The sequence below is a fragment of the Vibrio hannami genome, from assembly GCF_029589055.1.
GTDB classification, from domain to species: Bacteria; Pseudomonadota; Gammaproteobacteria; order Enterobacterales; family Vibrionaceae; genus Vibrio; species Vibrio hannami.
In genome coordinates this window covers 1-13920 of record NZ_JARQZP010000003.1, presented here as the reverse complement: position 1 = coordinate 13920, position 13920 = coordinate 1, and the positions used below count along the sequence as shown (strand labels likewise).

At 42.9% G+C, this 13920-nt stretch carries 15 protein-coding genes and 3 pseudogenes; 8 read left to right on the top strand and 10 right to left on the bottom strand.

What is annotated here, in order from left to right; genetic code table 11:
• Positions 1–36: 36 nt before the first annotated feature.
• The 3 genes and pseudogenes from iadA to P7F88_RS26590 form a co-directional block, all read right to left on the bottom strand.
• Entirely contained in the window at positions 37–1194 is a 1158-nt protein-coding gene (gene iadA / locus P7F88_RS01485; RefSeq protein ID WP_277821589.1) for a beta-aspartyl-peptidase, read from the bottom strand.
• 2 nt (positions 1195–1196) lie between these two features.
• Positions 1197–2096: a Na+/H+ antiporter NhaC family protein gene (locus tag P7F88_RS01480; RefSeq protein ID WP_277824498.1), complete on the bottom strand. Its 900-nt coding sequence runs from the start codon at positions 2094–2096 to the stop codon at positions 1197–1199.
• 119 nt (positions 2097–2215) lie between these two features.
• Positions 2216–2290 (bottom strand): annotated as a pseudogene (locus P7F88_RS26590) (hypothetical protein); the annotation flags it as partial.
• Positions 2291–2853: 563 nt separating this feature from the next.
• Between P7F88_RS26590 and P7F88_RS01475 the strand changes: the two are divergent.
• The 3 genes from P7F88_RS01475 to P7F88_RS01465 all read left to right on the top strand — a co-directional run bounded on the left by P7F88_RS01475 (position 2854) and on the right by P7F88_RS01465 (position 5862).
• Positions 2854–3804 carry a LysR family transcriptional regulator gene (locus P7F88_RS01475; RefSeq protein WP_277821588.1) on the top strand — a complete coding sequence of 317 codons (951 nt, stop codon included), beginning with the start codon at positions 2854–2856 and terminating at the stop codon, positions 3802–3804.
• 180 nt (positions 3805–3984) lie between these two features.
• A complete protein-coding gene (locus P7F88_RS01470; protein ID WP_277821587.1) occupies positions 3985–5154 on the top strand; it encodes a sugar efflux transporter in 1170 nt (389 codons plus the stop codon).
• Positions 5155–5277: 123 nt separating this feature from the next.
• Complete coding sequence (locus tag P7F88_RS01465; protein ID WP_277821586.1) at positions 5278–5862, top strand: NAD(P)H-dependent oxidoreductase; 585 nt, start codon at positions 5278–5280, stop codon at positions 5860–5862.
• A 66-nt stretch (positions 5863–5928) separates the two neighbouring features.
• Here the strand turns inward: P7F88_RS01465 and P7F88_RS01460 are convergent, their stop codons facing one another.
• The gene (locus P7F88_RS01460) at positions 5929–6222 is read right to left on the bottom strand and encodes an ArsR/SmtB family transcription factor (RefSeq protein ID WP_277821585.1); all 294 of its coding nucleotides are present in this window, start codon (positions 6220–6222) and stop codon (positions 5929–5931) included.
• A gap of 209 nt (positions 6223–6431) precedes the next feature.
• On the opposite strand from P7F88_RS01460, the gene P7F88_RS01455 reads away from it, so the two are divergent.
• Complete coding sequence (locus tag P7F88_RS01455; RefSeq protein ID WP_277821584.1) at positions 6432–7484, top strand: permease; 1053 nt, start codon at positions 6432–6434, stop codon at positions 7482–7484.
• Positions 7485–7509: 25 nt separating this feature from the next.
• Here P7F88_RS01455 and P7F88_RS01450 read toward each other — a convergent pair whose 3' ends face one another.
• Both P7F88_RS01450 and P7F88_RS01445 read right to left on the bottom strand, forming a co-directional pair.
• Positions 7510–7746: a hypothetical protein gene (locus P7F88_RS01450; RefSeq protein ID WP_277821583.1), complete on the bottom strand. Its 237-nt coding sequence runs from the start codon at positions 7744–7746 to the stop codon at positions 7510–7512.
• Between the two features lie 104 nt (positions 7747–7850).
• The gene (locus P7F88_RS01445) at positions 7851–8504 is read right to left on the bottom strand and encodes a DsbA family oxidoreductase (RefSeq protein WP_277821582.1); all 654 of its coding nucleotides are present in this window, start codon (positions 8502–8504) and stop codon (positions 7851–7853) included.
• 110 nt (positions 8505–8614) lie between these two features.
• Between P7F88_RS01445 and P7F88_RS01440 the strand changes: the two genes are divergently transcribed.
• Positions 8615–8983: a winged helix-turn-helix transcriptional regulator gene (locus tag P7F88_RS01440; RefSeq protein ID WP_277821581.1), complete on the top strand. Its 369-nt coding sequence runs from the start codon at positions 8615–8617 to the stop codon at positions 8981–8983.
• Positions 8984–8998: 15 nt separating this feature from the next.
• Here the strand turns inward: P7F88_RS01440 and P7F88_RS01435 are convergent, their stop codons facing one another.
• Positions 8999–9424, bottom strand: coding sequence for a hypothetical protein (locus P7F88_RS01435; protein WP_277821580.1), 426 nt, complete (start codon positions 9422–9424; stop codon positions 8999–9001).
• A gap of 134 nt (positions 9425–9558) precedes the next feature.
• Positions 9559–10119 (bottom strand): sugar O-acetyltransferase, encoded by a 561-nt coding sequence (locus tag P7F88_RS01430; protein WP_277821579.1) that lies wholly within the window; start codon positions 10117–10119, stop codon positions 9559–9561.
• Between the two features lie 176 nt (positions 10120–10295).
• Between P7F88_RS01430 and P7F88_RS01425 the strand changes: the two are divergent.
• Positions 10296–11133 (top strand): annotated as a pseudogene (locus tag P7F88_RS01425) (IS5 family transposase).
• 126 nt (positions 11134–11259) lie between these two features.
• Positions 11260–11388 (top strand): annotated as a pseudogene (locus tag P7F88_RS01420) (transposase); the annotation flags it as partial.
• Between the two features lie 102 nt (positions 11389–11490).
• On the opposite strand, the gene P7F88_RS01415 reads toward P7F88_RS01420, so the two are convergent.
• Positions 11491–12441 carry an NAD(P)H-dependent oxidoreductase gene (locus tag P7F88_RS01415; RefSeq protein ID WP_277821578.1) on the bottom strand — a complete coding sequence of 317 codons (951 nt, stop codon included), beginning with the start codon at positions 12439–12441 and terminating at the stop codon, positions 11491–11493.
• 193 nt (positions 12442–12634) lie between these two features.
• Here P7F88_RS01415 and P7F88_RS01410 point away from each other — a divergent pair, with 193 nt between their 5' ends.
• Entirely contained in the window at positions 12635–13027 is a 393-nt protein-coding gene (locus P7F88_RS01410) for a hypothetical protein (RefSeq protein WP_277821577.1), read from the top strand.
• A 38-nt stretch (positions 13028–13065) separates the two neighbouring features.
• On the opposite strand, the gene P7F88_RS01405 is transcribed toward P7F88_RS01410, so the two are convergent.
• A partial coding sequence (locus P7F88_RS01405; protein WP_277821576.1) for a LysR family transcriptional regulator occupies positions 13066–13920 on the bottom strand: 855 nt, incomplete at its 5' end.

Here is a 13920-nt window from a genome sequence, read left to right as displayed (position 1 = left end):
GCAAACACTTGCCAGTAGCCTTGGACTATTGATCGTTTACTGCTTTGTAAATAAGCCTCGTATCAAGGATTCACTATCTCGAAAAACACACTGACCTTTTGCCCATGTCTGTTCTATTTCAAGGTCATCACCAAAGATAACAAAGTCAGCATCTTTGCCAGTCTCTATTTTTCCTTTCGAGTCCAGTTTTAGCCAATCTGCAACGGTTGAAGTAACAGGCATAAGTGCCTCTGATAAAGAGTATCCGAGCCTAACTTGATCTTTAATTACCTTTAGTAAACCATCCTGTTCACCAACTCCCATACCCATAAGTTCACCGCTATCGTTAAATATCGGCATCGAACCCTGAGCATCAGTAGACACAGATATACATTCTTCAGCAATACCGTTTTCACGAGCAGTTACTACGGCATCCAGTGTCGATACAATATGGTCGCCTACTTCAAAGCCAGTAGTAATGTCCATCCTGCCTCCCAGGCTTCCCCACTTAATCACTTCATCATACAGGCTCTTATGACGGTTAATATGGGTAGGAATAAATTGCTGCCTAGGGATAGCAGACTCCTTACTTGCTCTAAATAAAAGCTCAAGGTGCTGCGGGGCATCTCCCAAATGAACAGTAAGTGTACCAGCCTTACCAGACAGCATACCCGCAACACGGCAATCCGAAGCATAGCGAATAAACTCGTCGTAACTGATATGTGGAGAGCGGTGATCTGATATCGCTAGTTTTCCACCAATACATAAGTCTGCATAGAGGATGTCATTACGAACTGAGCCCGTAATGGTGGGAGATGGAACATTGTATCCACCAGTGAGCATCCAAGCACTAATCCCCTCTTCATTTAACGCTTTCGCTTTTGCGAAAAGGGTTGATGGATGCCTTGCGTCACAATCTGTCCCAATTAAACCAAGCACGGAAGTTACACCGTACTTAACTATAGTGGACACTTCTATTTCAGGCGTTCTGCTGGCAAACCCTGCCTCACCACCGCCACCAATTAGGTGGACATGTTGGTCAATAATACCTGGAGTTACAGTTCGACCCTCAAGGTCTTCAGTTTTCAGATTCGGTAAAGATACCGAATCTGAAAGCAACCCTATTGCTGCGATTTTCCCTCCAGCAATTAGGATATCTTGAACGCCCAACTCCTCAGGAGCAAAAATCCGGGCGTTTTTTAGTAATGTAAACATTCTTAAACGTTTTCCGTTGCTACGGTATTTACGCTTTCAGCAGTTTCTTCGTTGTCTGCTTTAGCAATACCAAATCCAGTGTAACCGTAAACTATTGCGAAAACCCAACCGATATAACAGAATACCGCCCATGGAGCGAAGTCCAAAACAGGCACACCTAGTGTAGACGCCATATAAACACCTGCCATAGACCATGGAACCAGAGGAACGGTTACAGTGCCCGAGTCTTCTAGTGTTCTGGACAAGTTTCGAGCCGCCAAATTACGACGCTTATATTCATCGCGATACATCTCACCAGGAACAAGGATTGAAAGGTAAGAAGAACCAGTAACAATCGCCATAGTGATACAGGATGCTACCGTTGTTGTAATCAACCCGCCAGTTGTTTTAACACCTTTTAATAGGCTGGTTAGGATCACTTCCAAAGCACCAGATTTCGACATTACACCAGCAAAAGCAAATGCACAAAAAGCAATAAGGCAGGTTCCCATCATGCTCATCATCCCGCCACGGTTTATCAGTCGAGTTACTTCCCAGGTAACGCTACTGCTATCGAAACCATCCTTATGAACCATGGTTACATTGAACCCTTTCACCATGGCGTGAAAACCGTCTTTTGCGTCAAATCCCTGAAAGATTATACCCATTGCAAACGCTAGGACAGAAGCACCCAGCATTACAACAAGCGATGGCCACTTCTTAAGTGCGCCAACCAAAACAACAAGAACCGGAATAATAAGTGAGAAGTTCCACTCAAACATAGTGTCTAATGTGGAGAGCATAATTTCCATCTTCTCAGGTGTCGCAACTGTAGTTCCAACCAGGTCACTATTGCCAGCAAAAAAGTAGATAATAAGAGAAATTGCAAAAGCAGGAATAGTTGTATACAGCATATGTCCGATATGTTCATAAAGGGACGAACCTGCTGAAAGCGGAGCAAGGTTTGTAGTATCAGAGAGAGTGAGAGCTTGTCACCAAAGTATGCTCCTGCTACAACAGCGCCAGCAGTTGCAGGAAGTGAAACACCTAAGCCGGTTGCAATGCCCATAAAGGCTACACCAACTGTACCAACCGCCCCCCAGCTTGTACCTGTCATTGTCGCGACAATAGCTGATCCAATACAGGCCACAACCAATATATATTCTGGTTCGATATACTGCATTCCAAAGTAAATAACCATAGGAATTGTTCCTGAAAACATCCAGGTTGCTATCAAGATACCAACAGAGATAAGAATCAGGATAGCTGGCATTCCCTGATTTATTTTTTCAAGAATGCCTTCATGAAGGTCTTCCCATTTATAACCGACAGACAAGGCTATAAATCCTGCTATCATTGTTGCTATTAGCAGCAATGGCTCTGGTCTCCAGTGAAAGTACCCATAACCTACCCCCAAAAGGAGCAACATTGCCACTACCGGAGTGTATGCGGCTATTTTTGACATGCTTTGTTGTGTTTGCATATTACTGTTTCTTCTTTTCCATTAAATTTGATTGCGTAAACATTTTTGTTTCATAAGTGGCACATCCTTGTTATTTTATTTGGATAGATATTAGCCAACTTATTCACTCAGTTTATCTATTGGTAATTTGTTAGCTACACAGATCATGCAAAGCCGTATTGCAAAAATTGCAATGATGCCGTCCTTAGGAGACAACTATGAGCGTCAATATTGATGATTTGAGGATTTTCCTTGCTGTCTGTAAAACCCGTAGCATCACTCAGGCAGCGGTCGCTTGCAATACAAGTTCTTCAACCGTAAGTCGCCGAGTTAAAGCCCTGGAGAAGGACCTCGGTATAAAGCTTATACAGAAATATGGTAGCGCTATTCGCATTACACCAGATGGGGCGACATTCAAGTCAACCGCAAAACAAATTGTAAATAAGTTGGAGTTCTCAATTGAACAGCTGAGCTGCAAGCGCTCAAGGCTCAAAGGCGTAATTAAGCTGGGGATATCGCATACATTTGCACGTCACCTCTGTACTCACGTGATCCCTCGAATTATTGAGGATCAACCTGAGATTGATATCCAGATCATTACCATCAATCCCGCACTTACCTACACAATGGGTGATTTCGACATTCTAATTACGCCTATGGAGATACAGGATCAATCCCTGATAGCCAGAAAACTAGTTACATTAAAGCGATATTTTGTGGCATCAAAACAGTATCTTGCAGCGAATGGTGGTTCACCTAAAAATCCATACCAACTAAGAAATTATACCGGAATAGATAATGCTTCCTCTCGTCACCACGGTGTTGAAGCAAACTGCTCATGGACAACAGAAGATGGAAAAGATGGTCATTGTCAGGTGATATGCCGCATGTCTGTTGATTCATTTGATTTAGCTGCAACACTCACCGAACAGGGGGCTGGAATATCCCTTCTGCCTGCAGGTAGCATCCGTTTACTATCTCCAGACAAATGTAGCGTCTTGTTTAACGGCACAGCATACAATGAGCAAACGGTTTATATTGCTTACCGGGATAAGGAATACATTACAGAGCGACTTAGATATACGATTTCTGAATTGTTCAACTTCATTGACGATATGCCAGAGCTGCGAAGACTAACTGAAGAAGAGATACAAAATTACTGCCTATAGTATGATTGGTGAGTTGGAGCCAAGCTTTCAATATCGTACCTTTAGACTTCTTCGCCTTACATAAAATTTTGGAACCGAACCGGGCATTAAAAAATGTCCTCTTCATTTCTTAATAGAGTTCTGTACACTATGCGCTCTTTTTTTGTTCAACCGGATTCGATCCGGTTTTTGGTGAGTATCGTGTACAGAGACAAAACAGCGCTGTTATTTATCTTTACAGCGTTTTTATCTGGAGCTTCTAGCTCTTTTTTCTACCCTCTATCTAGCCTATTTATCATTGAAGCGCTAGATGCTAAGCCCGCTATGCTCAGCTTATATATGGCTCTTGCAGTGTGCAGTTCTGTTATCGTCTCACAGTTTATTGCCAGCCATTCAGATAAAGGATGGCCACGAAAGAAGATTCTTTTGGTCGCACTAGGGTGCTACCTGATCACCGTAAGCAGTTTTTCATGGGTTCGTGACTATTATGTGGCAGTAGCCATTGCTGTATTGTTTGGCAGTGTAAGTGGCGCAGCATCCGGGCAACTATTTGCTCTAGGCCGGGAATACGGTGATAAGCACCTAAAGAACAGCACTTCATTTGTAGCAACGATGAGAGCAGGAATAGCCATAGCCTGGGTATTTGGTCCTCCAGTCGCATTTATGCTGAAAGGCAGTTTCGGCTTCAGTATTTCGTTTCTGACTTCAGCAGCAATGACCAGCCTGTGTATGACAATCGTAGCGCTGTTTATCCCTAATAGCAGACAGGACAAGTCAAACGACCTCTCCAAAGAAAAAAGCGCGGGAAGCAACAAGCTAAATCGCAACATCGTTTTATATTGCATCGCTTTGGTTCTGATGTTTTCTGCAAACAATCTATACATCAACAGCATGCCGCTATACCTTTCGAAAGAGCTTTTGATTGATGCGAGTAAACTTGGCTTCCTTTTTGGCCTTGCAGCACTTTGCGAAATACCCGTTATGATGAATGCCGGGACGCTGGCCGCCAGATTTGGAGCAGCGAAAATGCTTTCCATCGGGTTAGGTTTTGCATGCTTGTTTTATATTGTGGTACTTAGTGCGACAGAGTTCTGGATGCTTGCTATCGCTCAGTTGTTTAATGGTATCTTTATTGGTTTAAGTGCCACCCTAGGTATGGTGGTATTGCAAAACCTAATGAAAGATCGTCTTGGCTTTGCCTCAACACTTTTCACCAATATGCTGCAGGTCAGTATGTTAGTAGCCAGTATGTCTATTGGTATTGCAGGCGAATATTTCAGTTATCACAGTGCCTTCTTCTTCTGCCTGACCGGGGCAGCCTGTGCGCTCATCTTGATGCTATATTTCTTAAATTCCCGAACATTGGAATAAATCCAGAGCCAGGTTACCAAAAGTTAACTAATTGACTATGGTAACCTAAGATCCATAATACCCCCATCGAGAGGCACAGTGTGATTGCCTCAATTTTATTCTATGGGTAACAGGATCAATACAATGAGCAACGTTTTAATTATCAATGCACATGAACCATCTCCTTTTTCCGCAGGTAAGCTAAATGCTTCGCTAGTAGATAAAGCAGCCACATTACTCGAAGCAAAAGGCCACAGCGTTCGAGTTGTAACCATGCAAGATGAGATTGTCGTTGATGAGCAACTGGCACATTTTGAGTGGGCAGACCGTGTCATTCTTCAATCTCCAGTAAACTGGATGACAATTCCATGGTCATTTAAAAAGTACATGGATGAGGTTTTCACCGCAGGCATGGGCGGTGCACTATGTGCATTTGACGGACGCACACCGGAAGAGCCGAAGAAAAACTATGGTACTGGCGGTACAAAAACTAACACCAAGTACATGCTGTCTCTGACGTTCAATGCACCAAAAGAGTCGTTTAACGACGAAAGCGAATATCTATTTCAAGGCAAGAGTGTTGACGATTTGATGTTCCATATGCATGCGAACTTCCGTTTCTTTGGTATGGAAGCAATGCCGACATTTGCTTGTTACGATGTGATGAAAAACGCTGATATCGAAAACGATTTCAAACGATTTGAAGATCATATCAACGACAACTTTTAGCTTTTCTATTGCTCAAACTGGCTCAGCATCGATACAAATATGTTGAGTCAGTCAAATCTAGTCGCTTTAAGGTTGCTCATCAATACAACATTCATCTTGCAAGTAGCTGATCACACCTTCTAGGCTCTTATACTCTGCAACGCAATACAGCGTACGCCCTTCTCTTCTCTGAGTGATCAGATTCGCAGATACCAGACTTGAAATATGATGGGAAAGCGTTGAGTTCGGAACCCCTAACTTCTCCTGAATCTGACCAACAGCGATTCCTTGATAACCCGCCTTTACCACTGTTTTATAGATAGCTAACCGTGTTGTATGGCCTAGTTCTTTTAGTGCTTTTGCGACGCTTTCGATATCCATGGTAACTCCTATAAATTATATTTCGATATTATTAGAAATAAATGGCTAATTCAAGCCTTCCAACCCTTTTGTTTCTATCTCTTTGTTAGTAAAGAAAAATTAATTTTATTTCGACAGGCACCGAAATATGTCTTGACCAGCACCCGGTACATGGATCTATAATTCCAGAATCATCGAAATATTAAATTACTTAACAAGCGAGATTAACTATGAGTCCTGAGTTTATTCAAATGGCTAAAGAGACATGGGATATGTTTCTGTTTCTGGCTGCAGAGCTAATCATTCTATTTTTGGCAATCAGCTATTTTGTAGGAATGCTTCAGGAGTTTATCACTCCGGAAAAAATCCAATCAGTATTGAGTTCACGCAATGGAAAAGGTTACGTGGTAGCAGCGCTGCTTGGGTCGATTACTCCTTTCTGCTCCTGTTCTACCATTCCTTTCTTGAAGGGACTATTGAGGGCAAGAGCGGGCTTTGGCCCTATGATGGTGTTCCTTTTTGCCTCCCCACTGCTTAATCCAGTGATAATTGGATTATTTGTTGTGACATTTGGCCTGAAAGTAGCAGTATTTTACTTCACTGTTGCCATGGTGGTTTCTGTTACCGCCGGGTATGTTCTTGAAAAGCTCGGCTTCGAGCGCTATGTAAAACCTGAAGCTTATCAGGCCGCTGAGAGCTCAGGTTGTGGTTCGAACAGCGCTTCATCTTGTGGCACTTCTGCATGTGGAGCACCTGAGCCAGTAGTTGCGAAAAACACCTCTTGTTGTACCAAAACAGAAGAGCCAAAAGTAGAAGTATCCTGTTGTTCGGCTGATGGCGGTGCAACTGCAACTCTGGCTGAAAGCAAACCAAATCGCTGGATGAAGGTCTGGTTATCTACCTGGAAAGACTTTAAGCAGGTGTTCCCTTATCTGATGTTAGGTATCACCATCGGTGCGTTTATCTACGGTTTTATGCCTACCGATCTTATTGCAAAATATGCCGGTACTGGGGTCTGGTATGCCATACCAATCGCAGCAGTAATTGGGATTCCACTGTATATCCGAGCGGAAGCAGTTATCCCACTATGTGCAGCACTTGTTCAGAAGGGGATGGCTTTAGGGTCAGTCATGGCATTGATTATTGGTAGCGCCGGGGCAAGTTTAACAGAAGTGATTCTTCTGAAATCTATCTTCAAAAACCAGATGATTGCAGCGTTTTTGACTGTCATTCTAGGAATGGCGATAGGTGCAGGCTTTATCTACAACTATCTTTGGGGCTAAGCACTTAAAACAATAGGTAGGGAGGTCACTCCTCCCTACCTTCATTTTTGCTTTCGCCTTCATCGATATAGCTAAACTCACCTTCTATCGTCTGTCCGTGAGAACGCGCAGAGACTTCCTGTTGCATTTTCTTAACCATGCGATTGCCAAAAACTGCCGCTGCAATTGATAGTGGAATAGCAATAATAAAACCCACCAGCATAGTAAACAGAGCAATTATCGCTGTCGCACAAGCCAATACAAATCTCTTTATTTCTGTCATTACATATCCTATTTGTGGTTAGAACCGTCTATAGAACTAGTATGCAATAGTGAATATGAACTGAAGCTGAATGAGGAACTTTTAGTGCCATTGGCAGAATGAAATTATAAGGATTGCTCATCAAGTAGCTCCGCTACAACCTGCTTATAGACATCCACAGGTTGGGCACCTGTCAATGCCGAAGTCATATTAAACACGACGGTAGGAACCGAGTTGATGCCTAAATTTCGCCAACGCATTTGTTCCAGTTCTAATGCACTTTGTGCTTCGGTTTTATCCAGATATTCAAGTGCCTCTTTTACGTTCAGCCCCACCTTTTCTGCTGCATCCGCAAGTACTTCTTTATCTGATACGTCTTTCCGTTCACTAAAGAAAGCAGAAAACAGTGCCAGTTTAAGCTCGGTCTGTTTACCAAACTCTTTAGCATACTGAAGTAATAGATGAGCTTTGTTTGTGTTGTACATTCTCATGTCATCAAAATAGTCGAATGTAAAACCTAACTCTTTTCCTAAATGCGTCAGATTGTCGCGAGCTCGGATGCTGTCCTCGAGCGTTGTCCCGTATTTGTTGGCAAGGTGCTCTCGTAAGTTCTCTCCCTCTGCTGCCATATTGGGATTCAGTTCGAACGGATGCCATTCAATTTCAATTTTATCTGATACACCAAGCTCTTTAATTGCCTGCTCTAGTCGCTTGTATCCGATAACACACCACGGACACACAACATCGGAAACTAGATCGATCTTTAATTTTGAACTCATCACGAACCTCATAAAGGAATATTTATCACACTGGTATATTATGGTAACCTTATAAGAATATTCAACCAGTATACTTTTAGTTACCGTAAATAAGATTTATAGGAGTTCCTATGGAGAGCGAAGTTGTTGTCGATCCTAGAGGGCGAAAATCCGTACTTAATGTCTGTAGCGAACCTTGCGCTATTGAAAAAGGAATGCGTTTAATCGGTGGAAAATGGAAAGGATCCATCGTTTACCACCTAAAAGATGGTCCGGTAAGATTTAACGACCTGGCGAGAATGCTGGGTGGAGCCAGTAAAAAGATGATTGACCAGCGCCTGAAAGAGCTGGAGTCGGAAAATATGGTGATCCGAAAAGTAATAAGCGACCGCCCGATTGCGGTTAGCTATGAATTAACTGACTTTGGTCGCTCTGCTTTAGATATTCTTGAGCAGCTACGTATCTGGTCGGAAGATAACAATATAGAACTGAAGAAATAAGCGTCACACAGACACTTATCCTTCATTCTCATCATCCTTCCAGAATAAGAGTGAACGTTTTGGCTTGTGCTTGGCTCTTGAAAGCTGCCTGTAGTAAAAATCCGTTCGCTCTTCCCAGTTTTGTTCATCTACACAGTTTGCGCCTTTTTGAACAGCGAGAATAAAAGTCTCTTTTTTATCTCCAGTTAGTTCACTCACCTCTTTCAGCGCATACTCGTAAATATGGCTTTCCTTTACCTCAACATAGCTGGACTTCTCCAACGCGACTCCGCATAACCTTTCATGCATGGACAAAATAGCAGAGGCGATCTCAGCGCAGTTTTCGCAGTTCAATTCTTTGGTTTGTTGTGCCTGCTGGTAAATCGAGGCATCGATCATAGGGTTGGCATTAACACTAAATGCAGAAAAACAGCAAAGCAGAGTACTGATGATTTTTTTCATTACAACTAATCCATTACAACATAGATTTATCAGCCGATAATTTCTATTTCTCCGGAAAACAAAATAGCGAGGGCTTATCGACCTCGCTATCTAATAATTCTATCACTATTACGGATATTTAGAGTACGGTATTTTTAGTTTTCTATAGCTCGAATCACACGACATGGATTACCTGCAGCCAAAACGTTTGCTGGTACATCTTTCGTCACCACAGCACCCGCACCAATGACAGAGTTATCGCCGATGGTCACACCTGGACAGATAATAGCTCCGCCACCTACCCAAACATTGTTACCAATCTTAATTGGTAAACCGAACTCAACGCCCTCTTCAACACGACCTTTAACATCCAATGGATGACCAGCGGTATAAACCTGAACATTTGGAGCAAACAGCACGTTGTCGCCAATCTCAACGGTATTTACATCAAGAATCACACAGTTGAAGTTGGTATAGAAGTTCTTACCCGCAATGATATTGCTACCATAATCGCAGCGGAAAGGTAGTTCCAGATACAAACCTTCACCAGCATTTGGTATCAGTTCCTGCATCGCCTCTTTCCACTCATCGGAATCCGGCAGGCTATTGTTTAGCTTCCGCATCACTTTACGGCAGTTTACTCGTTCTGTATAAAGCTCATCATCCCATGCCTGATAAGGTTCACCCGCCAACATTTTTTCTTTTTCTGTTCTCATTTTTTCCCCGTTAAAAATATAAAAAATAGCAAAAGCGTATTATCTGATTATCGTTTTATTTTGCTGTGACTAAAGTCACCAACTTTTAGCTATCAACAGGCTTTGTTTCCTAATTCAATGGAACTAAACGTTAACTCTGGGATCTGATCTGGGAAGTCCACTACCTAGCTCACAATATGCCTAAGCCCAAGTACAAAACGAAAAACTGGCCACAATACAATCAATCACTTGTTAATAGAGGCTCTCTTACATTCTGGATTGATGAGGCTGCTATCAAGCAATGGAATCACCAAGCCAAGCAACCTAAACGAGGAAGACCTCGGTTATTTAGTGATATCGCCATTACGACTGCATTGATGATGAAGCGCGTATTCTCAATGCCCTTGAGGGCATTGCAAGGTTTTATCAACTCAGTATTTCAGCTAGCTAAAGTACCGCTTGTTGGCCATCGATGCTACTGGGCTAAAAGTCTACGGTGAGGGGGAGTGGAAAGTTAAGAAGCACGGTACTGACGGCAAACGCAGGACGTGGCGCAAACTCCACTTAGCAGTTGATGCAGATACCCATGACATTGTTGCGGCTGAGTTGAGCCTATCCAATGTAACTGACGCTGAAGTTCTTCCTACATTACTCAAACAAACCTACCGAAAGATAATTGAAATATCGGCAGACGGTGCTTATGACACACGAGACTGCTACAACGCAATTCGTGTTAAACGAGCGGTGCCCCTTATCCCACCCAGAGCTAATGCCGCTTACTGGGAAAGGTATCATCCATGTAATCTTGCCGTTGCGTGTCAGGAGCTATATGGCTCCAACAAATATTGGAAAAAGAAGTATGGCTACCACAAGCGTTCGCTGTCAGAGACAGCGATGCATCGTTTCAAAAAGCTATTGGGTAACTCTTTGAGTTTAAGATGTTACAACGCTCAAGTTGGAGAAGCATACGCAATGGTTAAAGCGTTGAACAAGATGACTGAGCTTAGTATGCCTGAAACAATTTTAATAAAATAATGCTGCCACTCTTAGAAGGCTACGTAATCGCTTAGAAGAATTAGGAAACAAAGCCCCTTTCCCCCTAAATTAACACCATGACTTTGATGAGATTTCTAATACACTAGAAATAACGGAGATCTCAAAATGAAAAAACGGTACACGGAAGAACAGATCATTAAGGCGATAGAGCAGCATGAGGCTGGTGCTAAAGTAGACGATATTTGTCGTGACATGGGGATATCATCAGGCACGTTTTACAGATTGAGGGCTAAGCCGAAATCGTAGCTTGATTTGGTGAATAAATGTTCTTAGCGTTCACACCGTCTAACTTTTAAGCAAAAAGAAAGCGGGTCCTTCTGAAGGCCCGCTTGTTTATTACCGTGTTTGGATGTCCACATTCAGTAGCAGCACGGTGTTGTTTGGCGCTATTGCTACTTTGCAGTTTACTTGTGCACTGATAGCCTTGTTGGTTCCAGAGGTTGTTCGCCCATCAATATCAACGCGCATCCTGACCAGGAATTCATTTTTCGCGTCGGCTTTAGTTACGCTAAATTCCGCAACGTTATGCGTTAAGTTTGGCTGGTATTGTTCACGGAAGCTGTTCATCCACTCAATAAAGCCTTCATGTCCGGTATAAACTTTATCGTTTATTTTCAGAGCCGTATCAGCAATGCAGTGCGCCGTAAAGTAACCATTTTCTTCCAGCTCATCAAATGCTGGTAACCATTCGTTGATGAAAAACTCTTTGATATGCTTCTCTTCTGAGAACTGAGTAAGAGCCTGAATGCGTTCCACCAGCTCTTCACCATATCCTTGAGCACGCCTTTTGACGATCTTCTTACTCTGATAGATATCAGGAATATAAACTGAACCATAGGCCAGGACAGGTTTTTGCCAGCGCATACGGGTTTTTAGTGCGGTCTGCTCATACGGGTAGAGTAGCTGAGACATATGGAAGTTATTGCCCCCGCCAGGCTGATAAAAATCCTCAGCGGCACCAACGGTAGTTGAAATAATGAACTGCTTTCCTTCCAGTTTGTCACCTAGCGGACCATATGCCCAATTGAAAGCGAATACGGCATCAATGTACTCTTTAAGCAGTGATGGTGCGCTGTACCAGAACCACGGGAACTGAAAAACAATGACATCCGACTGCTCTAGTGCAGCCTGCTCACTTTCTACATCGATTTTAAAGTCCGGATACAGAGAATAGATGTCCCTTATTTCTACATCCGATGCTTTTTCTTTTACTACGTTGACAATAGACTTATTGGCTAATGATGCATCCATATTTGGATGTGCCAGGATAATTGTGGCTTTTTTCATAACTGATTACCTGAGTTAATTTCGTTTGTTAGTTCTCCTTATAGTACCTGCCGTGGTTGACCTTGGTTGATCCTGATAAGTTAAGTTGCCTTTAACCATTGGTTAATGAAAGCAGGTATGTTTTTTTAATCTATGTGTGATGTTTTTGCTTCTATACTAGAAATATGAAGAGCGAGGGAGTCAAGATAGAGAGATGTTTAAAGAGCACGGCGAGTTCAAAATATGGGTAACCAAGGATATTCTGTATGCCCGACTAAGCGGTACGTGGAATGAAGAAACCGCAATTCATTATGTTAAGGAGTTTAAAAGGCTGGTGGATAATGACCTGCCTGATAAGTGGGCTCATGTTGTCTATCTGGATAGATGGGAGATGGGAACTCCGGAAGTAGAGCCGGTTATTGAGGAGTTAGTGGATTGGGGTGTTGCTCATGGTGGTGTTCACGTTGCTCAGGTATTTGGCAAAGCAATCCTGAAGTTTCAACTTGATAAAATGGTCACAACTGAAAACCCCAAACTTTGCCGAAAACAGTTTGAAGCGGAAAGGGAAGCGTTGTGCTGGCTACAGGAATGCGGTTTTTACGTGTAAGAAGCGCAAACTAGTGTACATTTTCTATGTTTTTGTTATTACTCAGAAAAATCTATATCGGATAAATAGTCTATCAATGCTCTGACACTTTGCGGGATGTAGTCTCGAGAAGAGAAGTATAGATATACAGGGATAGAAGGCCCCCAGTATTTCTGCAGAACAGGAACCACGGTTTCAGCTTTCAGCTCACTTCTTATCATCCATTCGCCTAAGCCAACGATTCCCCAGTGAGCACGTAACATGCCTTTGGCGGCAATAAAACTATCTACTGTTACCTTACCCTGTGGCGTGAATATAAGCTCCTGGTCGTCATCATAGAGGTTAACACTGCGTATTTTCCCTCGCTCTATTGAGCGAATAGGCAGACATTGGTGGCACGTCAGATCGGCTGGCGCTGTTGGTAATCCGTTTTTCTCCGCATACTGAGCTGAGGCATACAGGCCAATTTTGCTGGAAAAAAGGCGGCGGGCGATTAACCGGGAGTCCTGGTTGATATAAGTACCAATACCAAGATCGAAGCCGTTTGCCACTAAATCCACACTCGCATCACTAAAATGAAGATCAAATTCGACGTTAGGGTTTAGCTCAGAAAATGCCATTAAATGGGGCAATATGACATCGACACCAAGAGATGTTCCGGGCAGGTTGATCTTAACAATGCCAGAAAGTTCGTTGTTCACTTCCTGACTGGAAGCTATAGCGGAAAATATCCCTTCTACAGCGGGCTGCAGATCAGTGAGTAACGTTTGTCCTACAGAGGTCAGGCTTAACGAGTGTGAAGAGCGATGGAACAATTTAAGTTTCCACTGGTCTTCCAGTTTGTTGATGGCTTTGCTCACGGCGGGAGTGGATATACCCAGGTTTCTTGCCGCAGCAGAAAAGCTTTGCTCTTG